Here is a 22,768-nt window from a genome sequence, read left to right on the forward strand (position 1 = left end):
GATTGCAACCAATCGAAGGGATTTTTGTATTAACGGATAACTTGTTCTGTTTCCGTGTCGAAGAAGTGAGCTTTCGTCATATCGAGTGCGAGTGTGACGTCATCACCCATGTGGATGTTCGAACGTCCATCGATGCGAGCCGTGAACTGGTGGCCGCCAAGTTCAGCGTACAAGTATGACTCAGCGCCCATGAGCTCGGCAACGTCGATATGTGTGCGGAACGTGTGCGTCGTTGGCGAGTCGATGTAGATCGGCTCATCGTGGATCGATTCTGGACGGATTCCGAGAACGAGCTCTTTACCGACGTAACCGCGGTCACGAAGACCTTTCATTTTGCCTTCAGGGACATTGATTTCTTCACCGCCGACGAGGAACTTCCCATCAGCCAATTTTCCGCGGAAGAAGTTCATCGAAGGTGATCCGATGAAGCCGGCTACGAAGATGTTGTCTGGATTTTCGTATACTTCTTTTGGTGAACCGACTTGTTGGATGATTCCGTCTTTCATGATAACGATGCGAGTCGCGAGTGTCATCGCTTCCGTTTGGTCATGGGTAACGTAAATCGTCGTCGTGTCGAGACGGTTGTGCAACTGGATGATTTCTTTACGCATCTGAACGCGAAGCTTGGCATCCAAGTTTGAGAGCGGCTCATCCATCAAGAACACTTTGGCATCACGAACAATGGCACGGCCGATGGCGACACGTTGACGCTGACCACCAGAGAGTGCTTTCGGTTTACGTTGAAGGTATTCTTCAAGTCCGAGGATACGGGCCGCATCTTGGACGCGACGGTCGATTTCATCTTTCGGGAACTTGCGAAGTTTCAAACCGAACGCCATGTTGTCATAGACGCTCATGTGCGGGTAAAGTGCGTAGTTTTGGAAGACCATGGCGATGTCGCGGTCTTTCGGTGCGACGTCGTTCATGCGCTTGCCATCGATGATGAAGTCCCCGCTCGAGATTTCTTCGAGTCCGGCGATCATACGGAGTGTCGTCGATTTACCGCAACCTGAAGGTCCGACGAAGACGATGAACTCGCGGTCCTTGATGTGCAAGTTAAAATCGCTGACTGCCTTTGAGTCGCCACCTTCGTATATTTTATCAATGTGGTTCAATTGAATTTCTGCCATGTCGTTAGCCTCCTGGGAATCTGTTCTTGTATAATAGCGCTTACAAGATTGATTATACGGTGAAACCGCTTGCATTGGATATGTACACGTTGCACAAAAACGCTTACTCAGATTTGTGCAACGTGACAATGAGTTGAAGCAAACTCGCATCATAGAATTGGCGGGCATCGTATCCTGTCAGTTCATACAGCCGATCGAGCCGATAATTGAGCGTATTTCGATGCATGAACAATGCTTTAGCCGTATGGGATACGTTTAAAGAGTGGGCGAATAATGCCTCTAACAGCTCGATGTTCGTCTTGTCGAGCGTCGTATATACGGCCTCAATCAATTGGAGACGTTCGGCAAAAGTCTCATGGTCTTCTAGCAAGTAATGGTATAATAGTTGACTAGCAGGGTAAGCTTTAGTAGAGAGTCTCGCGAACGGGCGCAGCGTTTGATGTTGTTGGTACAGTGTCCCTAACACACCGAGCGGTCGCTCGCTATAGATGACATGGGCCTCAACGTAGCAATCGCTCGCGACGGCCCGTAACACGTCCTCGAACTCGGACAAATCGACGAGTTGATTCATCTCGATGATTTCCACGTGATGTCGTGTCATGACGACGATTTCCGCTTCAGGCATGAAATCGTGCAATATCTCTAAAAATTGCTCGAGCGATTCCGGCTCTTGATAATGGAGCGACAGCGACAACAACCGAAATGGCTGGGCAATCCGATACGAATCTGTGAGCAAGCGGTCTTGCCATTTCTCTTGACGCGGATCACGCGTCGTCACAAACGGTGTCGCCGACCATTCAAGGAGCTGTCGTTCACGCTCGCTCAATTCCATTTTGGGTAGTCCAAACACGGTCCCATCGTGTGCTTGGTACCAGATGTAGTCTCCGGATGCATCTTCCGACCGATGGACAACGGTCGGGAAAATCGATTTAATACGATCATACGTAGTCAATACAATCACCTCTTCAAACAATGTATCATATTTCAGAACGGAGGCAGGCAGTTTGGACAGTCTACTAAAAATATTCATCATGATCGCCATCGGGGCGACAATCGGGGGAGTCACGAACTTTCTCGCTATCAAAATGTTGTTTCGGCCCCATCATCCTAAATACATCGGGAAGATGAGAGTTCCGTTCACCCCAGGGTTGATCCCGAAACGTCGCGACGAATTGGCAACTAGCCTCGGGAAGACGGTCGTCAAGCACTTGTTGACGCCTGAAGGGATGCGTAAGCGCCTGCTCGATGAACAAGTCGGTAGTCATATTACCCACTTCGTGCAAGGTGAGGTTCGGACGATGCTTCGTTCAGACAAGACGATTCGTTCGCTCATCGAACCGCTCTATCCCGATGCGGAGACACGTGTGTTGGGAGAAGCGGATACGAAGCTCCGTCAAGAGCTCCGACTTGTCCTTGCGGATGTGAAGTCGCGTCAACTATATGAGCTTCTCGGTGAAGACGGGATGGACCGTGTCCGCGGCATCATCCCCGAAATCGTGGACGCCCTGCTCGTCAAGTCAGAAGAATACTTTTATTCGGCTGAAGGCGAGGCGCAACTTCGGCACATGGTCGACTCGTTCGTCCAACGTCGGCTCGGTTTCATCGCCGGGTTCGTTCAAAACTTGAATTTCGTCGAAATGATTCGTCCCGAGATTATCAATATCTTGCGAGGTGGCTCGACTCGGTCTGGCATGGCGACGATGATCACGCGCGAATTCGAGCGGTTCAGTGAACGCTCGGTCGATACACTGCTCGACGACCGATTAGAGGAACGGTTGATTGACGGTGTGACGACGGAAGTCGTCTCGCGTCTTCCGGTTGGGGAACTGCTCGATCGGACCGTCTACTCCTATACGCGGGACGTCGAAGACCGTGTCATCGAAGAACTCGTGCCGAACGGCGTGAGGCTCGTCATCACGCGTTTCACGGATCAAATGGAGACGGTCATGGATCGCCTGAAAATCGATCAAATCGTTCAAGAGCAAGTGAGCTCGCTCGACACCTCGTACCTCGAAGAGATCGTCCTTTCGATCTCAAAACGAGAGTTCCGGGCAATAACATGGCTTGGCGCCTTATTAGGTGGTATGATTGGATTGATTCAAGGGTTGATTGCCATCGTTTGATCGGCACGCCCTAATAGTTTTTAGGAGGACGTCACATGTCACAATCAAACTTGTACGATCATGCTTACCAATTGGAAAAAGCACTTCGCGATTCTGAGGAGTTCACAAATCTCTCTTCACTATACGACCGTGTCAATGCGGATGCAGAAGCGAACCAGTTATTCGCTGACTTCCGTGATATCCAAATGACGCTTCAACAGAAGCAAATGCAAGGCGAAGAAATCTCTGAACAAGAGATGATGGATGCGCAGACAAAAATGATGGGCGTTCAACAAAACGAATTGATCATGGAGCTCATGCAAGAAGAGCAACGCATGCATCAACTGGTCACAGAAGTGACGAAAATCATCATGAAGCCACTTGAAGAGCTCTACGCTCCGATGGTGAATGATAACGAAGTTCAATAACAGTGAAGCGGATGGCAATCGAGCCATCCGCTTTTTTGTTGCCTAGATTGTCACCCAATTCATGATAGCGCTTACATAAAGCGTGGTATACTCTATTTGTAGGTCATTTCACAAGAAAGGGTGGACGTCATGGTCACCTTGGTGATTTTAGCCGTCATGATCATCGGTTTTATCGGAGGTTGGCTTCGGGCCGACTTGGTCGCGCTGATTGGTCTCCTCTTGCTCGTTTTGACAAATCAACTGACACCGGTCGAAGCAATGGCCGGTTTTTCGAATTCGGTCGTGCTCATGATCGCCGGACTGTTCATTGTCGGTGCCGGGTTGTTTCACACCGGACTCGCCGAACGGTTAGGGGCCGCTCTCATCCCGTACGCGAAAGGGAGTGAAGTACGTCTCTTTCTCGTCCTCATGGTCACCGTGACGTTTCTGTCGAGCCTGATGTCGAACACGGGAACGGTCGCTTTGTTGATTCCGGTCGTGCTCGCCATGTCAAGGCAGATGGGGACGAGCCCGGCGAAATTGCTCATGCCGCTCGCCTTTTTCTCAAGCATCGGTGGGACGATGACACTTATCGGAACGCCGCCGAACCTAGTCGCCGCGGAGACGCTTCGAGGGGCGGGGGGAACGCTTGGATTTTTTGCGCTCTTGCCGATCGGTCTCGTCGTGGCTGTGGTCGGACTGTTATATTTCTATGTCGTTGGGAACCGTCTGCTCGGGGCGGGGGATGTCCGTTCGTCGGCGGCTCATCCGTTGATGATACCGCAAGTAGCCGTCTACGCGCTGTCCATCACGAAAGGACATCGCCTCGTCGGTCAGACGCTTAGTGACGTCAAGTGGTCACGAGACGGCCTGGTCGTCGTCGGCGAACACCGAAAAGGAGTGGTTCATCGGTTTATCACGGCCCGAGCCGACACGGTGCTTACGGAAGGGCGTGTCCTCGTCAGTGGTGATGAGACGGATGTCCACCGCATCGCCCGACAAGAAGGATTGGTCGTCGAGCCGGTTAACGTCAAAGATGTCTACGGCAAAGAGTCGGGCGTCGCCGTTTTCACGATTCCGACCGACAGCCCGCTCGTCGGCCGCTGTTTGTCCGAAAGCCGGTTGCGCAATGCGTATCGATTGAACGTGCTTCAAGTCGTACGCCCGAACGAGGAGATCGCCATCACCCGATTGAAAGATGTGCCGCTCGAACGAGGCGACATGCTTGTCGCCCAAGGGGAGTGGGCCGACTTAGAGCGGGTCGGAAACGAGACGCACCTCTTGCTTGCCAATGAGCACGTGACCGACGTGGCTAATCGGGCCGTATCCGAACGTCATCAACTAGCAGCGGGATTGATCATGCTCGGAATGGTCACGCTCCTCGTGTTCGAGTGGGTCGACCCGACGGTAGCGGTATGGCTCGCGGCGCTCGCCATGGTGCTCACCGGAGCCGTCCGCCAAATGGACGTCGCGTATCAATCGATTCAATGGTCCTCGCTTCTTTTGATCGCAGCGATGATCCCGGTCGGCCAAGCGCTCGACAATGCTGGGATCATGACGTGGCTCGTCACATGGATCAGTGAGTCGTTCGGGCAGGCTGGTCCGGTCTGGGTGCTCGTTGCGCTCTTCGTCGCGACGATAGTGCTGAGTCAAATCATCTCGAACACGGCGACGGCCGTCTTATTCGCTCCGCTCGCACTGTCGCTCGCCTCGGCACTCCAAGTCAGTCCCGTCCCGCTCGTCGTCGCCGTCGCCATCGCGGCCTCGCTCGCGTTCATGACACCATTCGGGTCGCCGACGAACGCGATGGTGTTCGGCATCGGCGGCTATCGCTTCTTCGATTTTGTCAAAGTCGGCTTGCCGCTTCAGGTCGTGACGGCGGTCATCGCCATCTTCACGATTTTGTTCATCTTCCCGTTTTGAAGGAAATGTTGTTTGCTCTGCCGAATGTGTAAAAAAATGCTAAACGGTGAGGTGAGAGATGATGTGGAAACGAGTTGGGATGATTTTGGCTGTGTTCTTGCTGGCGGCCTGCTCGAATGAGAGCGAACAGCCGGCACCGACGCTCGGGGCGGACGCCAAAGTGGCCAAGGCGTACTTAGAGGAGCAAGGCTATGACGTCGTCTCTTATAAAGGGAATAGAACGTTGAGCTTTGAAAAGGCAGACCTGCTTGAGTTGCCAACGCAAAGTACGTGGCAAGTCCAGATGACGCCGCCGGATGACTATATTGGACGTGACATTCGACATGAGAACTTCATCGTCCGCAACCATCCGCTCGATGAAGTCGCAGAACTCGGCCAGACGAACGTCTCGGTCATGATGGTGGACGGCGAGATCATCGGCGGGACGTCATATCCGGATTCGGCCGAGCCGCTTACCGGAGCGAGCTATTCACTCGATGGGAAGACGGCGGAAGAGCTGCATCCCGATTACATGGAGTGGCGCAGCGAGTGGGAAGCCAAATATAGCGAATGAACAAGCGCCTCGGGATTCCCGAGGCGCTTCTATTATGAGGCCGTGCCTTTCAGTTTTCCTGGCAGTTTACAGCGCTCGAAGTAGATGAGTTGACCGCGACGTGCGATGCGGGCCCCTTTATGGAGGTGCCCGGCTTCCTCGAGCATCGCGAGCCCTTTCGCTTTCGCCTCGTCATCGCTTGCCGCGGTAAATGAATCGTTCAAGACGACCGTGCCGTCGTTCTCGAACGCTGTGATCGTATACTGTTCCATCCGTTCGCCCCCTTTGCTTCCATTGTACTGAATGACTATTCATTCTTCAAGCGAAGGTTTCGTCAGCTCCTCGAACGTGAGCTGACGGGCCGTTTCGGTACGCGGAATCAACTCTGAGACCGTCATCCCGATCAAGCGGACCGGTTCGGTGATCGCCATCTCGTCGAACAGACGGCGGGCGAGCCGTTTAATCTCGTCATGGTCGTGCGTCGGATGGTTCAATTTGATTTGATGGCTCCGGGCCTGGAACTCGCTCGTCTTGATTTTGATTGTCACCGTCTGACAGCTGAGCTCACGGCGGTCGAGCTGATGGAGCACGTCTTCGATTTCCGGGATGACGCGTTCGTACACTTCTTCCGGGTCGTCGAGGTCGAACGCGAACGTCGTCTCGGAGCCGATCGATTTTCGTTCCCGGGTCGGGACGACGGGGCGGCTATCCCGACCGTGGGCGAGCTCATATAACTGATTTCCCCGGTCGTGGCCGAAGATGGCCTTCAACTGCTCGGGGCGGGTGCCCTGCAAATCGGCGATCGTATGGTAGTCGTGCTTGAACAACGTCTGCGCGGTCACTTTGCCGACCCCGTGCATCGTCGTGATTGGGAGCGGGGCGAGGAACGCCTCGACGTCATCCGCCTCGACGACCGTCAGTCCGTTCGGTTTGTTGAATCCTGAGGCGATTTTGGCGACAAACTTCGACGGGGCGACCCCGGCCGAAGCGGTCAGTCCGGTCCGGCGTTTGATTTCCCCAAGGATGTAACGCGCGATATAAGGGCCGGACGTGCTCATGAGCGTATTCTCCGTCACGTCCAAGTACGCCTCGTCGAGCGAGAGCGGTTCGACGAGCGGCGTGATCGATTTGAAAATGGCCATCACTTGTTGGCTGACGTGCCGATAGACGTGAAACCGCGGTTTGACGAACGTCGCCTGCGGACAGAGTGCGAACGCCCGCCGTGACGACATGGCGCTGTGCACGCCGTATTTTCTCGCCTCATACGAACAAGTGGCGACCACCCCACGGCTGTGAGGGGCGCCACCGACGATGACCGGTTTATCGCGCAAGTCAGGGCGGTCGCGTTGTTCGACCGAGGCGTAAAACGCGTCCATATCAACATGGATGATCAATCGTTCCATGAACATCACCTTTCTGTATCATCTGCTCCTTTCAGTATACCGAACTTTTGTTCGTTTTTTGCTAGTTTTGCTTATTTCGTTTGCTGCGCTGTTTATCCAACTTTTCTTGGCTACGGATTTGATTCGGGAATTGCAGGAGTGACCCAATCCAATTTTTTTGCTTTAACCAGAAATAAATCAAAACCGTGAAGCCGATGATCATAAGCCAGGCGAACAAATAGCCGAGCGGCCACTCGAGCTCGGGCATTTGTTTGAAGTTCATGCCCCAGACCGCACCGAACGCGACGACGGGCGTCGTCAAGGCCGTGAAAACGGTGAGCGCCTTCATGATCTCGTTGCCACGGAAGTTTGACAACGTCGCGGCCAAATCGGTCATCGCGATGATGTCTTCCTGGTAATGTTCAATCAACGTCAGGAGCCGATTGACTCGATATTTGGCGAGACGATACGCTCTCAATTCGTTTAGGTCCATGTCGAGAAACGCCTCGCGCCCGGCCATGAGCAGTTCGCGGTACGGGACGACGGTATCGGACCATCGTTCGATTTCGCTGCGGAGCCCGAAAATCTCATTCATGAACTGGGGCGGCACTTGCCCGCTCATCTCGCGCTGGGCGACCATCAACCGTTCTTCATATTCATCGATGCCATGAAAGTAATAGTCCATCTTTTCAGCGAGCAAATCATAGAACGCCTCGATTGGTGTATCGTATTGCTTGGCCGCCACTGACTGGCAATAGATGTCATCAAACCCGATCGTCCATAAGAAATCCCGGGTCACGAAGTAGTGCCCGATCTTTTGCGGTTCGCGCTCGAGCTGTTCATAGTCGAGCGTGAGCGAGCCATACATATAGTCTTGCTCGACAATGATTTTTGTGACTTTCGCCGTCGTCAACTGCTCGAGCCAATACGTGTACGCTTCTTCATAATGATTGTCGACCTGTACGATTTCTTCGGGTCGTGTATACCATTTCCAACTCATCTTCCATTCCCCCAATTTCCTTCTCCCTCAAGTATTCCCGCTTTCCTAAGAAAGTTGGCATCTCACGTGAACTTTCGTTAAGATGAAGGTACTGACAAGAAGAGAGGTGCTTTTTTTGACGACTACTAAAATCGGTCAGCTCAAAGTGGGCGACACGTTAAACCAATATGTCATGATCAAACAATCCTATCGAGGACTCGCCGGAAATGGCAAACCATATTTGACGCTCATTCTTTGCGATGAGAGCGGAGAGATTGAGACGAAAGTATGGGATAGCGCCGACACGGATAAATATGCGACGAAGAAAATCGTCCACGCTTCCGGAGAAGTGATGGATTACCGCGGGCGAACCCAACTGAAGCTCAAACAAATCTCCATCATCGAAGGGGAGACGGACATCGCGCCATACGTCCGTTCGGCACCTGTACCGAAGTCGGAACTCGAGACGGGAATCCGCGGCTATATCGATGCGATCGGACACGTGGGCATGCGTGAGCTCGTGACTGCGCTCGTCAACCGGAACGAAGAGGCTTACTTCACGTATCCGGCTGCGGTGCGACACCACCATGCGGTCTATTCGGGCCTTGCGTTCCATGTCTTGTCGATGCTGAAACTCGCTGAAACGATGTGTGACCTGTACCCGCAATTGAATCGTGATTTGCTCGTCTCAGGTGTCGTGCTCCACGACTTGGCGAAAGTAATCGAGTTGTCGGATGCGATCACGCCGGAGTATACGCTTGAAGGCAAACTGCTCGGCCACTTGTCGCTCATGGCGTCTGAAATCGAGGTCGTGGCCCGAGAACTCGGGACCGAACGCGAAGTCGTGACGTTGCTCCAACATCTCGTCCTCAGTCATCACGGGAAACCGGAGTGGGGATCGGCGAACGCGCCACAGCTCCCGGAAGCTGAGATGTTGTTCTTCATCGACAACATCGATGCCCGGATGAACATGTTCGAGAAGGCGTTCGAGGGGATCGAACCCGGAGCGTTCACTGAGCGGGTCATGGCACTCGATAACCGTGCGTTTTATAAACCGAAGCTATGAAGGCATACAAAAAAGACGTCCCGCGGGACGTCTTTTGCTTATTGCTCGGTCGATTCTTCGGCCGGTGCTTCTTCTGTACCTTCTTCTGACGCTTTAATGGCGTCTTTCACAGCGTCGAACTGTGTTGAAGCTTTCGCATCTTTCACGTCGACGTTATATTTCTCGATCAACTCGGCGTAGATCTTGTTCGCGTCGACAGAGGCTGCTTTTTCAGTTGCCAATTCTTCACGGATGCGATCTTTCTCGTCTTCGAGTTTAAGATCTTTTTCTTTACGATCCATGACTTTGATGACGTGGAAACCGAATTGTGATTGGACCGGCTCAGATACTTTGCCGACCACGTCTTCTTGGAACGCGTATTCTTCAAACTCTGGGACCATGGCGCCGGCTGAGAAGTAACCGAGGTCGCCACCTTTTTCACCAGAACCTGTGTCTGTCGATTTCTCTTTCGCGACGTCTGCGAAGTCAGCGCCATCGTTCAATTCTTTGATGATCGCTTGGGCTTCTTCTTCTGTCTCAACGAGGATGTGGCTCGCTTTGACTTCGACGTTCTCTTTCGCGAATTGTGCCTCGATGTCTTCGTCCGTCACTTCGACGAGTTCTGACTTCGCTGCATCGACGAGCATTTGTCCGCGGAGCGCTTCTTTGAACTCGTCCGTGTCAGTCATGCCAGCTTGTTGAATCGCTTGCTCGAACTCTTCTTTCGAGTTGAACTGCTCTTCAGTCTTGCTGAACTCTTCGTCAACTTTGTCTTGTTCGACTTTGTCGCCGTATTCTTTTTCAAGCAACTCGTTCATCGTTTCTTGGAAAGCTAGTTGTGGGACCATACGGTCGTAGCTCATGTCCGCGATCTCGCCGCGTGTCACTTCGCCGCCTTCAAAGGAAACAACTGCTGAGTTGTCCGAAGATCCGCCGTTTGTCGCCGCATATGTGCCGCCGACACCGATGAGAAGTGCAATCGCTGATGCGCCGACGAGGGCGCCTGTTGAAAACTTCTTGTTTTGTTTGTTCGGTTCGTTCGTCATTCCGTTTGACATATATTCCACCCCTAAAAATCTATAAGTTTCTAAATCCGACTATACCACATTTTGTTAATGATAACAGCTGTTCTCTTGCCTGTGTAGTATCATAGCACAGAAACGTGTCGTATAATGATGAAATAGAATGTGAAATGATGGGGTGGAGAACGTGTCGTTAGAAGAGAAAATCAATCAATTATCGTTTCAAATGGAACTGTTGCTCGGGGCGGTCGATTGGTCGGAGCGGCCCTTTGAACATGAGGTGCTCAAGGCGAATCTGACACGGCAAGAAGTCGTCGCGTTTTTCGCGCTGCTTGATGATATCCGAGAACGACAAAACGAGCAAGCGCGCTACGGTCTGTCGTCCGTAGAGCCTTTGCTCGTTCATTTCGTCGGCATGCTTCATCCTCATTTAGAGGCCGAGACGATTCTCGAGGCGTGCGTGCGCCAAGGAATGGCGCTAGACGTCACGGAACCGCTGTATCGGCAGGTCAAGCTTCTTTACTGATCTCGTCGTCCTCAGGGCGACGTCCGGCTTCTTCTGTGATCATCTTCGATGTTTCAGCGAAGATGTCCATGAAGTTGTCGCCATACAAGCGGCGAACGATCGCTGTGATGTCCGTCAAGTCCGGGAATTTCCCGTACAATTCTTGGAGCGGGAGGGAGGCGCGGAAGACGCCGTTCTCTTCCGGATCGAACGCATGAATCGTCTCGAGCAAGAGCGCTTCACCTTCAGGCGTCAATTGGACGTACGTATTTCGTTTGTCCGTCTCCTTTTTCGAGAACGTGAGCAAACCGCGGTCTTCGAGTTTCTTCGAGAAGTTGAACGCCGTCGATACGTGCATGACCCCATATTTGGCGATCTCTGAGATCGAGGCGCCGCCGAGGGCGTGAGCGATCCATAAAATATGGTGTTCGTTAATGTTCAAATCGAACGGCTTGATCCAATTCTGCCAGTCTTTCTCGACCGTCTTCCACAATGCCTTACTAAGTTGAATGATTTTATGACTATAGAGCATGGCCTCAGGGCCAGTGAATTCTTTTTCATGTTCCATGTCGATCCATCCTTTCCGGATACAATGTGACTAAAACGACGGGCGATGACAACAGACCGGTCAGTTGGTCTTTTCCGCTTTCGCTTCGGTCATGTCTGACTGTACGTTCGAAAGCTCGTCTAGGTTTCCTTGGATCCGCTCGATTGAAGGCTGAATGTCTTGTTGATAACGTTCGACTTCGGCTTTCACTTGATCCGTCAATTCTTTCCCTTGCAATTTACCGGCCGCGGCTACTTGCGACGCGTCCTTGGCAACTTTTTGGAATTGTTCTTTCAACGTAGTGATTGTGGACGCCCGGTGTTGATTGGCCGCGGCGTCATTTGCCGTTCCACGGGCGATTTTCTTCACGGTCGCAACCCCTAAAAACGCTACGACGAAGCCAAATGCAACCCACTCTCGACGATTGTGACTCGACAATACATTCCCCTCCTCAAGCACACTGATGCTACAATACATTCTTTTCATATTATTTTACCAAAAAAGAGTGATTAAAAACCTATATCTTAAATAAAATTTTTCAGAACATTCAATTTTGACCGAAAAATCATTTTATTTTAAACTATGGGTAAAGGAAGGTGACCTCCAGTGAACATGCAAAAGCGTTGGGTTGATGACATGCTAGACCTGTATAACGCGGCCAAGCGACTGGGAGATGACCCTTGGGCACAGACAATAATGGAAGCACTCGAGGCGGGATATGAAGCGTCGGAACAGAATGAACAGACGCGTAAACAAACTTTGCTTGAAAAGCGACTCGTTGAAATAGACGCCCGTCTAAATTTGTTAAGAAAAGAATTCGAACAAGCGGAATCTGTCAAATCGCGGCAACAGTTGTACGAGCAAGCGATTAAATTACAAGTCGAACGGGCCCAAATCGAGGAAGAGAGGAAACGTCATCTCGATTCGATCAATTCGTCATAAGGGCACATAAGACAATGGACCGGTCGCTCCAGGAGCGGCGGTCCATTTTTTCATAGCTTCGCTTTGATGCCGGCAGCGATGGCTTGCATGTCTTCAGTGGAGTAATCGTCTTGGTGCGTCTCCCATTTTGCGTCAAATCCATCTGTCTCGCCATAGCGTGGCAACAGATGCATATGGAAATGGTAAACCGTTTGTCCGGCGATTGCTTCGGCGTTCGATAGGATGTTCATGCCGATCGCGCCCGTCTCGCGCTGGATGGCGTTTGCGATAGCAGGCACGGCTTGGAAGACGTCCCGGGCGACATCGGCTGACAGTTCATAAATGTTTCGGGCGTGATGTTTTGGGATGACGAGCGTGTGGCCTTTCGTGACCTGCGAGATATCGAGGAACGCGACGACGGCGTCGTCCTCGTATACCTTATAAGAAGGAATCTCGTTTTGGACGATTTTACAAAAAATACAGTTGGCTTCAGTGTGCATGTGGGTTCCTCCATTCGTAAATGACTATTCCACTTCATCATAACATGGAAATTCAGGCGGAAGAATGATTGTCCGGGAGGATGAATCGTCTTAGACTAGAAACAACAGCAATCAAGAGAGGAAGTAAACGGATGGCGTATGTACGATCGAAAAAAACGGTACGGTGGAGGCGAATCTATTATGTCCTCCTTGCGACAATCGTGCTCGGGCTGATCGCCGGGGCCGTCTATCGCTGGGGATATCAACCGGCAGCCGCCAATGACAAGATTCATGTCCGGTTCAAAGAGGCGCTGTTGAACGAGGATGTCAGCTTCTTCCAGGAGAACGTCGAGTATGAATCAGAACCGCTGACGCGAGCCGAGGCGCTCCGCTTCATGGGCTGGTTGAATGAAGAGAAGACGATTCGGGGCGAGGCCATCTCGGAAGTAGCGCAGGACCGCGCCGACCGGGAGCAAGGTATGGAGACGGATGGTTTGTTCCGGCTCGTCGATACAGGGGCAGGACGATTTGGTTTCTCGGACTATCGGATTGAATTGTTGCCGAAGACGCTCGTTGTGACATCGGACGTACCGTTGACGAACGTGTGGGTGGACGGTGCACAAGTCGGTCGAATTGATGAAGGGGGCGGTGAGGTGGCACTCGAGCGTATGCCGGGTCGTTATGACGTGAAAGCCGTCGCCGTCATCGATGGGTCGACGGTGACCGAGACTGAGGTCGTGACGCTGACAGAAGACGATGACTTGGCGTTTGCCTTGTTGCCGGAACAAGCTGAGACCGTCGCCGGGCAGTTCGATCTTGATCGGGCCGAGTTGATTGAAATCGAAGTCGAAGCTCAGACAGGTCACTCGATTGAGACGATCGAAGGGCTGATGAACAAACGTGAACAAACCGTCCTCGACGAGATTGGTGAACCGATGGAGCGAGGGGACGTTTGGCGCTATGTGGGGATGGAGTTACGGTTTGTTGACGGGCGCGTCGAACGCATCGACATCGATTTACAGAAGCGGCCGGATGACCTCATTGCGCTTTTAGGTGAACCGAACGAGCGAGTCGAAACGGACCTCGGTGTCGAATGGCGCTACGACCGGACGCTGCTCGAGTCGATTTTCACGTTTTTGCGCTTGGAGAGCGAGAAACGATTCATCGAGCGGGATGAGGCCCTCTATCTCATCCTCACATGACAAAAAACGGGACCCTCGCCGAGGGTCCCGTTTTTCTAGCACTGGATTAGCGCTTTTTGTTCATTGACTTCATAACGAACGATACGATCAAGATCAAGATAATCGCACCGAGAAGTGCTGGAATAATCGCGATGCCGCCAACTGCAGGACCGAAGTCTCCGAAGATGAGGCCACCGAGCCAAGCACCGATGATACCGGCAATGATGTTCCCGATGACGCCACCTGGTACATCCTTACCTAAAATAAGACCTGCTAACCAACCGATAATACCCCCGACGATTAAAGTGATAATCCAACCCATAAAAACATTCTCCTTTCTGTTTTGTCCATTGTTCTTCCTAACAATTTTATGGAACAATGGAAGTAATGAATAAGTTTTAAAATGCCTTACAGTTCAGATTATTCCCATGTGACAGCTTTTAAAACATATATCACGAAAAAAAGTTGAAAATGAGGGGTGGAGTTTTCATGTTGCACGTCGACCAGTTGAACGGCGGTTATATAGGTAAACAAGTGTTACACGATGTTTCGTTTGAAGTGAAAAAAGGTGAGCTCGTGGGGCTCATAGGGCTAAACGGCGCCGGGAAATCGACGACGATCAAACATATTTTAGGATTGCTTGATCCGATTTCGGGATCGGTCGAAGTCGATAGTGAGACACTCGCTTCTTCGGAAAATAACTATCGTAAGAAAATAAGTTATATACCCGAGACCCCTATTTTATACGACACATTGACGTTGCGTGAACATTTGACGCTAATCGGGAAAGCGTATGACATCGACGAGGCCGACCTGAAAATCCGGACCGAAAGATTGTCCCGAGATATGCGGATGGAGAAGCAATTGGACTGGTTTCCGTCCGTTTTTTCAAAAGGAATGCGGCAAAAAGCGATGATCCTCTGTGCACTCGTGACAAAGACGCCGCTCCTCATCGTCGATGAGCCGTTCGTCGGACTCGATCCACTCGCGATTCGTCAACTATTGAGATTGTTTGATGAGTATAAGGAAGATTGCGCCATCTTGATGTCGACCCACATCTTGGAGACGGCGGAACGTCACTGCGACCGCTTCGTTTTCTTGCACCAGGGGTCGGTCATCGCGACCGGTACGGCGGCGCAGTTGCGCGAGACATATGGTCTTCGTCCGGACGCCACGCTCGATGACATTTATGTCGAGGCGATTGATGCCGAGGAGCGGAAGCAATGAACGTGTTCAAACAACGATTTGGCGTCTGGGTGGAGGACGTCGTGAAATACAGCCGGTACGTGGCGAACGGCGGTTTGTTGTTCACACTTTATTTCACGCTCATTTACGGAGCGTTCGTTTACAACCAGTTCTTGACGGACTTGGACCCGGCATTCCCGAGTGAATGGATTGTGGCGCTCCTCTGGTTGCTTCTGCCGCTCGGGCATCGCCCCCGCACATTGATTCAAGAAGCGGACCAAGTCTTCTTATTGCCGCGACTCGGTGAGATGCAAACGTTCATGAACGGCGTTCGACTATTCAACGTCGTCTTCGCTGCCGTCCGTGCCGTCCTCATCATGCTCGTCGTGTTGCCGTTGCTCGTCCGGACGCAAGCGCTCACCTCGGTCGAAGTCGGGACCATCATCGCGACGAGTGTCCTGATCTCGGTGGCGGGGCGGCTCGCCAAGTTGGAGGGGGTCAAATATGTCGTCTTGCCGAGCGCGCTCGCGAGCGGCTTTCTCATCCTGTTTGGTGTGCCGATGTTGACACCGGTGCCGGCGCTCATCCCATTCATCTTGCTCCACGTGCGACGAAATCGACGCATCCCGCTGTTCGATTGGCTCTTGCTTGAAGAGAAGAGCAAAGCCCAGTTCAACCGGGTCGTCAGTTGGTTCGTCGATGTCCCGGCGATGCGGGAAGATGTGCGGGAACGATCGCTCATCGTCAGCCTGCTCGAGCGCTCGGTCTTGAAACGGGCCGATGCGGCACGGTACGTCTATGGCCTCCGGGTCATGCGCTCGAACGACTCGCTCGATCTCGTGTTGCGTCTTTCCGCCGTCGCGCTCGTCGTCATGTGGCTCTCGGGCGGGTGGTACGTCGGGTTGGTCGTCCCGCTTTTCGTCGGGTTGACTGCCTTGCAACTCGTCCCATTGTTTAAACGACTCGACACGGTGTCGATGGCGTCGTGGTTGCCGATCACACGTGCCGAGCGGCTCGTCGCCTATAAATGGTGGGCGACACGGCTGTTGTTCGCGCAAATGCTCGCCCTTGGCGCGGCTTCGCTCATGTTCGGGGCGACGTGGGACGCGCTCGTCGGTCTCGTGCTCGCATATATGGTCGTCCGGTACTATTTGAGCCGACTGACATGAAACAGGGACACCCGCTTTGGGTGTCCCTGACTGTTGTCGTTATTTCTTCGGTGACATGACCGATACACTCGACCCGAGAATTTTCGGGAGGCGTGCCGGAGTTTCAGGTTCTGTCTCGACTTCACCGTATGCGGATACACCGTGCTCGGCGATGTCGAGGCCGATATCTTCTTGTTCTTCCGTGACACGAAGACCGATCGTGACGTCGAGCAATTTCAAGAAGGCGTAGCTACCGCCACCAGCGATGACCATTGCAATCAAGACGCCGAGTGCTTGAACACCGAGTTGACCCAAGCCGCCGCCGTAGAAGAGGCCGGCCGAACCGATGCCTGTGATCTCGACCAAGCGAGGCGAGGCGAAGAATCCGAGCGCGAGCGTCCCGATGATTCCGGCGACCCCGTGTACCGAGAAAGCACAGAGCGGGTCATCGATATATTTTGCCATGAGGATGCTCGTACCGTATGTGGCGATTGAAGCGACGGCACCGATGACGACGGCGGCCCATGGTTCGACGAAGGCACAGGCAGCAGTGATCGCGACGAGCGCCCCGAGCACACCGTTGACGATTGTCGGGATGTCCGCTGTCTTCTTATGCATCATGACGATGGCGAGGGCGCCGAGGGCACCGGCAGCCGTGGCGAGCATCGTCGTAAGAGCGACGTAACCGAAGAATCCATCTGCGACCGACATCGTCGACCCGGCATTGAATCCGAACCAGCAGAGCCAGAGCACGAGTCCACCGACGACCGTCAAGACGTGGTTGTGACCGGCGAGTGATTCGGTTTTACGACGTGGTTTCAAGATGATCGTGGCCATGAGGGCGGCCATTCCGCCTTGAAGGTGGACGACGGCCGAACCGGCGAAGTCTTGCATCCCCATCGATCCGAGGAGTCCACCGGCCCATACGGAGCGGGCGACGATCGGATAGAGGATGGCGACGAAGAAGATACCGAACAAGACGTACGCGGAAAGTTTGGCCCGCTCCGCAAAACCGCCCCAGGCGATGGCGAGTGCGACAGCGACGAACGACAACTGGAACAAGAATTTGATGTCGATCGAGACGTTGGCCCAATCAAGGCTCGTGAACGATCCGTTCATGAAGAATCCTTCCGTCCCGAACCAGCGGGTCCCGTCCCCGAAGGAGAGGCCGAAGCCGACGGCCCAAAAGGCGAGTGCCGCCACAGAGAGGCTGATGATTTGTTTGACTGCGACGTGCCCGGCGTTTTTAGCCCGGAGCGTCCCCGTCTCGAGCAAGCCAAAACCAAGTTGCATCGTTAAGACGAGCAGTGCAGCGATGAGTACGAACAGCGTGTCCATATAATATAAAATGTCTTCCATGTTGCGATTCCTCCTTTTTGCGATTGATGATTCAAAAGTTGTTTTCAGTGTAAGACGAAAAATTCGACTTGGATTGCAATTTGTCAGATTATCTGACATAGTTTTTTATGAAGGAGGAGGACGAGCGATGGACTATAAGTCGAAGAAAGTAATCGGGATGGGCGTCATCACTGAGCTGACAGGACTTTCGGAGCGACAAGTCCGTTATTATGAAGCGAAAGGGCTCGTCTTTCCGGATCGGACAAAAGGTGGGTCACGTAAATATTCCTTCCATGACGTCGAGCGATTGGTCGATGTAGCGTCGAAACTTGAGGATGGCTGGCGAATTCAAGACATCAAAGAGCGCGAGAAGCGTCTGTCGTCGAAACAGCGTGACGATTTGATTCGAGGTCAGCTCAATTCAGCCTTCCGCACGTATCCGCCAAAGAAATGACACAAAGAAAACACAATGAAAATGCTTCACATTAGCATTATTCTAATTAATTTCTGTATAATGTTTTTGAGTTCACATACCTATAGAAGAAGAGTGTAGGAGAATTATAGAGGGGAATGACGCGACGTATGAACGATACTATTTTGAAGGCGTTTAGAGGAGAGGCGACAGACTATGTGCCCGTCTGGTACATGCGCCAAGCCGGACGCTACCAACCAGAATATCGTGAGATCAAAAAAACGAGGACATTATTCGAAATCACGCATGATGCCGAATTGTGTGCCTACGTGACAGAGCTCCCGGTAAAACAACTAGGAGTCGACGCGGCCATTCTGTATAAAGATATTATGACGCCACTCCCGTCGATGGGCGTGGATGTAGAAATCAAGAGCGGCATCGGTCCGGTCATTGATAACCCGTACCGGACGATGGAAGACGTGGAACGCTTAAAACCGCTCAACACGGACGACATCTCGTACGTGTTCGAGACGATCCGTTTGCTTCGGGAACGTTTGGAAGTTCCGCTCATCGGATTCTCAGGCGCACCGTTCACGCTTGCGAGCTACATGATTGAAGGTGGTCCTTCGAAGAGCTACCACCGAACGAAAGCACTCATGTACGCCGAGCCGGACGTGTGGAACGCGCTCATGGAGAAACTGGGCGACATGGTCATCACATATGCGACGGCGCAGGCAGAAGCCGGGATCCAGGCGTTCCAATTGTTCGACTCATGGGTCGGGACGCTCAGCCGTAAGGATTATGTCCGTTATATCAAACCGACGACTGAACGGATCTTCACCGAGTTGCGCAAGCTCGACATCCCGCTCATCATGCACGGTGTCGGAGCGAGCCATCTCGTCGAAGAGTGGCAAGACCAGCCGCTCGACGTCGTCGGACTCGACTGGCGCCTATCGATTCAAGAGGCGCGCGACCGCGGCATCACGAAAGCGGTCCAAGGCAACCTTGACCCGTCATTCTTGCTGGCCCCGTGGCCGGTCATCGAAGCGAAAGTGAAAGAAATCCTCGACGAGGGGATGAAGCAACCTGGATACGTCTTCAACTTGGGACATGGGGTGTTCCCGGAAGTCGATCCGTCCGTGCTCGTCAAATTGACAGCATTTATCCATGACTACTCACGTGAAAAAATGGGAGGCAAATCATTATGAAAACCGTCGGATTACTCGTAATGGCTTATGGGACACCATACAAACCTGAAGATATCGAGCGTTACTACACACACATCCGCTATGGCCGTAAACCATCACCGGAAGCACTCCAAGACTTGACGGAGCGCTATGAGGCCATCGGTGGCGTGTCACCGCTCGCGAAGATTACCATCGACCAAGCGGAGACGCTCCGTGACATCTTGAACGAGCGTCACGCCGGTGAGATCGACTTCAAGCTCTACATCGGGCTCAAGCACATCGAACCGTTCGTAGAAGATGCGGTCGCGCAAATGGCAAACGACGGCATCAAAGAAGCGGTGTCGGTCGTATTGGCTCCGCACTACTCGTCATACAGCGTCAAGTCGTACAACGGGCGGGCGCATGAAGAAGCCGCGAAATACGGCATCGAGATCCGTTCGGTCGAATCGTGGTACGATGAGCCGAAATTCATCAAATGGTGGGCGGAAGCAATCAAGGCGACGTTTGCGAACTTGCCGGTGCCGGCCGAGAAGGCATGCTTGATCGTCTCGGCACACAGTCTCCCAGAGAAGATTTTGGCAGGCGGCGACCCGTATCCGGATCAATTGAAAGAGACGGCGGATAAAATCGCCCAAGCGGCGGGCGTACCGAACTATGAGGTCGGTTGGCAGTCAGAGGGCAACACGCCTGACCCGTGGATCGGACCGGACGTCCAAGATTTGACGGCTGAACTTTATGAAAAGCATGGTTATGAGGCGTTCGTCTATACGCCGGTCGGATTCGTCGCGGATCATCTCGAGGTGCTCTTCGATAACGACGTGGAATGTAAAGTCGTTTGTGACCGCCTAGGCGTCCACTATGCACGTCCAAACATGCCAAACGCGGAGCGTAGCTTCATTGAAGCCATCGCCGATCGAATGGAAAGCGTGATTGTACATCATGCGTAATGTAACGATTGTCGGTGGTGGGATCACAGGTCTCACCGCCGCTTTTTATGCCGAGCGTTATTTGCCGGAAGACGTCACCATCAAGCTCGTCGAAGCGAGCGGCCGTTTAGGTGGAAAAATCGATACGTTCGAGACCGGGGAATTTGCGGTCGAACGAGGGCCGGATTCGTATGTGTTCCGGAAAACGGCGATGACCGACTTGATTCATGAGGTCGGGCTCGGCGATGAGATCGTCCGGAACGGCGTCGGCCAAGCGTACGTGCTCCATCATGACGGATTACATCCGATTCCGAAGCAGACGGTCATGGGCATTCCGCTCGACGTCGATGCGTTCAAGGATACGACACTCTTGTCCGAGGAAGAACACGCCACGCTTCGGAAGATGCTGTTGTCGCCCCCGGACGTCGAAGCGCCGAAGACGGACGTCTCGCTCGGGCTTTATTTACGCGAGCGCGTCGGGGACCCGATCGTCGACCGGTTGATCGAGCCGCTTCTTTCCGGGATTTATGCGGGAGATATCGATCAGATGAGTGCGTTGTCGACGTTCCCGCAATTTATCGAAGGCGAGAAGAAATACGGCAACTTGTATGAGGGAATGCGTCACCTTCGTCCCGAGCAGCGGGTCGCTGAAGTCGGGGCGAAGAAAGTCGGACAGTTCGCTTCACTCAAACGAGGGTTGAAGTCGCTCACCGACCGTCTAGCCGAACGGCTAGAGCGCACTGAAATCGTCTTGAACTGTTCGGTCGAACAAGTCGAGGAGATTGAGGGCGGCTATCGACTATTGACGAACCGTGGGGATATCGAGTCCGATCACCTCATCTTGACGGTCCCGCCCCGGCTCATCCGCCAGTTCTTGCCGAAAGTCGACAGCGATTTTCTCGCGGACATGAAGCCGCACGCGACGGCGACGTGCTCGCTCGTGTTTAAACAAGACGATATCGAGCTGCCGTTCGTCGGGACAGGTTTCGTCACGAGCCAAGAGGCGGACGTGACGATCACCGCGTGCACGTTCATCGACCAAAAATGGCCGCACGCCGTGCCGGAAGGGTATCACGTCCTGCGCGTCTTTCTCGGACGACCGGGCGCCGATGACATCGTCGATGCGTCTGATGACGAGATTGTGACGACCGCACTTCGGGACCTTGGCGGCTTGATGACGATTAAAGCAGCCCCGCTCGAGACGGTCGTCAGCCGGCTCCGGGACGGGCTGCCGCCATACGCCGTCTTCCATTCCGACCGGGTCCGCGCGCTACGCGCCGAGATGGGCCGCGTCTATCCGGGCATCCTGCTCGCGGGCATCGCCTACGACGGGATTGGCATGCCGGACTGCATCAAGAGCGTCCATGAACAGATCAAGGCGCTCTCGGAAGAAGATTAAAGATTTATGAAGGGAGGTGTCGGATTATTCCGATGGCCTCTCTTTTTGTTATAGTTATAAGCGAAACAGAAAAAGAGGAGTGGATGTTGATGACAACGTATAAATTGTTCGTATCTGATATGGACGGCACGATCCTGCACAACCACACGAAAATCGCACCCGAGACGGCAGAAATCGTCCGTGCGGCAGAAGCGCAAGGGATTCGCTTTGCGATTGCGACGGGACGCAATTACTTCAATGCGAAAGAAATCCTCGATGAGGTCGGCCTCACGTGCCCGATTGTCTCTTCAAACGGCGGACGAGTGTTGACGGAAACCGGCGACGTGCTACATGAAATCGATTTGACGATGGAAGAAGCGCTCGAGGTCGTATCGGTGTTGCATCAAGACCATAAATACTCGGACGTCTTCTATGAGATGTACTCAGAGGCGGGACTCGTCGCGAGTCGACTCGACTTGATCGATGCGACGATGGAGAACTTGAAACAGAACGGGGACGATCGGTCGCTCGAGATGTATGAGTTTTTCCGCAAACGATATTACGTTAACGAGGACGTTCGTCTCGTCGAAGACATCGAGGACTTCATCAAGAATGAGGCCGGACGCGTCTATAAATTCATCGCTTTCTCGAGCCACTTTGAGAAAATGTCGTCACTTTGGACGGAAATCGATGAGCGCGTCGAAGGCGTTTACGTCACGTCTTCAGGCAACGATAACATCGAGGTCATGGCGAACGGGGCCGACAAAGGGCACGGCATCAAAAAACTGGCCGAGCATTTCGGTGTCGATTTGTCAGAAGTCGTCGTCATCGGCGACAACTTGAACGACATTCCGATGTTTGAGGTCGCCGGCAAAGCCATCGCGATGGGCAATAGTCACGAAGACTTGATCGCCATCAGCCATCACGTCACCGAGCGTCACGACGAATATGGTGTCGCGAACGCATTGAAACGCGTCATGACAGGAGAATGGAAGTAAACGAGTTGTAGCGCCGGGCCGACGTCTCGTATAATACAACT

Annotated in this window: 26 protein-coding genes; 15 read left to right on the forward strand and 11 right to left on the reverse strand. The window is 53.0% G+C overall.

Translation table 11 applies throughout. The features are described 5' to 3' along the window. Positions 1–29: 29 nt before the first annotated feature. Positions 30–1,130, reverse strand: a complete 1,101-nt coding sequence (locus KNP64_RS12745) for an ABC transporter ATP-binding protein (protein ID WP_034776508.1) — start codon at positions 1,128–1,130, stop codon at positions 30–32. A 103-nt stretch (positions 1,131–1,233) separates the two neighbouring features. Then, positions 1,234–2,091, reverse strand: coding sequence for a PucR family transcriptional regulator (locus KNP64_RS12750; RefSeq protein WP_353048135.1), 858 nt, complete (start codon positions 2,089–2,091; stop codon positions 1,234–1,236). Positions 2,092–2,161: 70 nt separating this feature from the next. Between KNP64_RS12750 and KNP64_RS12755 the strand changes: the two genes are divergently transcribed. The 4 genes from KNP64_RS12755 to KNP64_RS12770 all read left to right on the forward strand — a co-directional run bounded on the left by KNP64_RS12755 (position 2,162) and on the right by KNP64_RS12770 (position 6,115). After that, the gene (locus KNP64_RS12755; protein ID WP_214793816.1) at positions 2,162–3,253 is read left to right on the forward strand and encodes a DUF445 domain-containing protein; all 1,092 of its coding nucleotides are present in this window, start codon (positions 2,162–2,164) and stop codon (positions 3,251–3,253) included. A 35-nt stretch (positions 3,254–3,288) separates the two neighbouring features. Continuing rightward, positions 3,289–3,660 carry a YlbF/YmcA family competence regulator gene (locus KNP64_RS12760; protein ID WP_034776512.1) on the forward strand — a complete coding sequence of 124 codons (372 nt, stop codon included), beginning with the start codon at positions 3,289–3,291 and terminating at the stop codon, positions 3,658–3,660. A 129-nt stretch (positions 3,661–3,789) separates the two neighbouring features. Further along, a complete protein-coding gene (locus KNP64_RS12765) occupies positions 3,790–5,562 on the forward strand; it encodes an SLC13 family permease (RefSeq protein WP_251126449.1) in 1,773 nt (590 codons plus the stop codon). A 58-nt stretch (positions 5,563–5,620) separates the two neighbouring features. Beyond that, positions 5,621–6,115, forward strand: coding sequence for a hypothetical protein (locus KNP64_RS12770; protein ID WP_214763632.1), 495 nt, complete (start codon positions 5,621–5,623; stop codon positions 6,113–6,115). A 32-nt stretch (positions 6,116–6,147) separates the two neighbouring features. Here KNP64_RS12770 and KNP64_RS12775 read toward each other — a convergent pair whose 3' ends face one another. The 3 genes from KNP64_RS12775 to KNP64_RS12785 form a co-directional block, all read right to left on the reverse strand. Then, entirely contained in the window at positions 6,148–6,366 is a 219-nt protein-coding gene (locus KNP64_RS12775) for a YhzD family protein (protein ID WP_029595983.1), read from the reverse strand. Positions 6,367–6,405: 39 nt separating this feature from the next. Next, entirely contained in the window at positions 6,406–7,497 is a 1,092-nt protein-coding gene (gene dinB / locus KNP64_RS12780; protein ID WP_251126450.1) for a DNA polymerase IV, read from the reverse strand. Between the two features lie 61 nt (positions 7,498–7,558). Continuing rightward, a complete protein-coding gene (locus tag KNP64_RS12785) occupies positions 7,559–8,476 on the reverse strand; it encodes a magnesium transporter CorA family protein (protein WP_214763635.1) in 918 nt (305 codons plus the stop codon). Between the two features lie 172 nt (positions 8,477–8,648). Between KNP64_RS12785 and KNP64_RS12790 the strand changes: the two genes are divergently transcribed. Further along, a complete protein-coding gene (locus KNP64_RS12790; RefSeq protein ID WP_371815354.1) occupies positions 8,649–9,521 on the forward strand; it encodes an HD domain-containing protein in 873 nt (290 codons plus the stop codon). A 38-nt stretch (positions 9,522–9,559) separates the two neighbouring features. Here the strand turns inward: KNP64_RS12790 and KNP64_RS12795 are convergent, their stop codons facing one another. Further along, entirely contained in the window at positions 9,560–10,558 is a 999-nt protein-coding gene (locus KNP64_RS12795; protein WP_034776518.1) for a peptidylprolyl isomerase, read from the reverse strand. A 151-nt stretch (positions 10,559–10,709) separates the two neighbouring features. On the opposite strand from KNP64_RS12795, the gene KNP64_RS12800 reads away from it, so the two are divergent. Next, positions 10,710–11,048 carry a DUF1878 family protein gene (locus tag KNP64_RS12800; RefSeq protein WP_235420124.1) on the forward strand — a complete coding sequence of 113 codons (339 nt, stop codon included), beginning with the start codon at positions 10,710–10,712 and terminating at the stop codon, positions 11,046–11,048. On the opposite strand, the gene KNP64_RS12805 is transcribed toward KNP64_RS12800, so the two are convergent. Together KNP64_RS12805 and KNP64_RS12810 are read right to left on the reverse strand one after the other, a co-directional pair. Continuing rightward, positions 11,032–11,595, reverse strand: a complete 564-nt coding sequence (locus KNP64_RS12805; protein WP_021066715.1) for an HTH-type transcriptional regulator Hpr — start codon at positions 11,593–11,595, stop codon at positions 11,032–11,034. The genes KNP64_RS12800 and KNP64_RS12805 overlap by 17 nt on opposite strands. A gap of 60 nt (positions 11,596–11,655) precedes the next feature. Continuing rightward, positions 11,656–12,012, reverse strand: coding sequence for a hypothetical protein (locus KNP64_RS12810; RefSeq protein WP_235420126.1), 357 nt, complete (start codon positions 12,010–12,012; stop codon positions 11,656–11,658). A gap of 174 nt (positions 12,013–12,186) precedes the next feature. On the opposite strand from KNP64_RS12810, the gene KNP64_RS12815 reads away from it, so the two are divergent. After that, on the forward strand, positions 12,187–12,516 hold the full coding sequence (locus KNP64_RS12815) for a hypothetical protein (protein WP_232938993.1): 330 nt from the start codon (positions 12,187–12,189) through the stop codon (positions 12,514–12,516). Positions 12,517–12,566: 50 nt separating this feature from the next. Here KNP64_RS12815 and KNP64_RS12820 read toward each other — a convergent pair whose 3' ends face one another. Continuing rightward, positions 12,567–12,995: an HIT family protein gene (locus KNP64_RS12820; protein ID WP_214752373.1), complete on the reverse strand. Its 429-nt coding sequence runs from the start codon at positions 12,993–12,995 to the stop codon at positions 12,567–12,569. A gap of 131 nt (positions 12,996–13,126) precedes the next feature. Between KNP64_RS12820 and KNP64_RS12825 the strand changes: the two genes are divergently transcribed. Next, on the forward strand, positions 13,127–14,176 hold the full coding sequence (locus KNP64_RS12825) for a hypothetical protein (protein ID WP_214793790.1): 1,050 nt from the start codon (positions 13,127–13,129) through the stop codon (positions 14,174–14,176). 46 nt (positions 14,177–14,222) lie between these two features. On the opposite strand, the gene KNP64_RS12830 is transcribed toward KNP64_RS12825, so the two are convergent. Next, positions 14,223–14,477, reverse strand: coding sequence for a GlsB/YeaQ/YmgE family stress response membrane protein (locus KNP64_RS12830; RefSeq protein ID WP_034776523.1), 255 nt, complete (start codon positions 14,475–14,477; stop codon positions 14,223–14,225). A gap of 167 nt (positions 14,478–14,644) precedes the next feature. Here KNP64_RS12830 and KNP64_RS12835 point away from each other — a divergent pair, with 167 nt between their 5' ends. Then, on the forward strand, positions 14,645–15,382 hold the full coding sequence (locus tag KNP64_RS12835; protein ID WP_138859881.1) for an ABC transporter ATP-binding protein: 738 nt from the start codon (positions 14,645–14,647) through the stop codon (positions 15,380–15,382). Beyond that, positions 15,379–16,509, forward strand: coding sequence for an ABC transporter permease (locus KNP64_RS12840; RefSeq protein WP_214793793.1), 1,131 nt, complete (start codon positions 15,379–15,381; stop codon positions 16,507–16,509). The genes KNP64_RS12835 and KNP64_RS12840 overlap by 4 nt, the downstream gene beginning before the upstream one ends. 39 nt (positions 16,510–16,548) lie before the next feature. Here the strand turns inward: KNP64_RS12840 and KNP64_RS12845 are convergent, their stop codons facing one another. After that, positions 16,549–17,847 (reverse strand): ammonium transporter, encoded by a 1,299-nt coding sequence (locus tag KNP64_RS12845; RefSeq protein ID WP_138859879.1) that lies wholly within the window; start codon positions 17,845–17,847, stop codon positions 16,549–16,551. A 127-nt stretch (positions 17,848–17,974) separates the two neighbouring features. Here KNP64_RS12845 and KNP64_RS12850 point away from each other — a divergent pair, with 127 nt between their 5' ends. The 5 genes from KNP64_RS12850 (at position 17,975) to KNP64_RS12870 (ending at position 22,727) form a co-directional block, all read left to right on the forward strand. Next, a complete protein-coding gene (locus KNP64_RS12850) occupies positions 17,975–18,280 on the forward strand; it encodes a MerR family transcriptional regulator (protein ID WP_214763643.1) in 306 nt (101 codons plus the stop codon). A gap of 116 nt (positions 18,281–18,396) precedes the next feature. Further along, a complete protein-coding gene (hemE, locus tag KNP64_RS12855; protein WP_214793796.1) occupies positions 18,397–19,446 on the forward strand; it encodes a uroporphyrinogen decarboxylase in 1,050 nt (349 codons plus the stop codon). After that, the gene (gene hemH / locus KNP64_RS12860; protein WP_214763645.1) at positions 19,443–20,372 is read left to right on the forward strand and encodes a ferrochelatase; all 930 of its coding nucleotides are present in this window, start codon (positions 19,443–19,445) and stop codon (positions 20,370–20,372) included. The genes hemE and hemH overlap by 4 nt, the downstream gene beginning before the upstream one ends. Next, a complete protein-coding gene (gene hemG, locus KNP64_RS12865) occupies positions 20,365–21,750 on the forward strand; it encodes a protoporphyrinogen oxidase (RefSeq protein WP_138859876.1) in 1,386 nt (461 codons plus the stop codon). Before hemH ends, hemG begins: the two co-directional genes overlap by 8 nt. A gap of 89 nt (positions 21,751–21,839) precedes the next feature. After that, a complete protein-coding gene (locus tag KNP64_RS12870; protein WP_240731253.1) occupies positions 21,840–22,727 on the forward strand; it encodes a Cof-type HAD-IIB family hydrolase in 888 nt (295 codons plus the stop codon). The last annotated feature ends 41 nt before the right edge of the window (positions 22,728–22,768 follow it).

The organism is Exiguobacterium sp. s64, assembly GCF_018618035.1.
GTDB lineage: Bacteria > Bacillota > Bacilli > Exiguobacteriales > Exiguobacteriaceae > Exiguobacterium > Exiguobacterium mexicanum_A.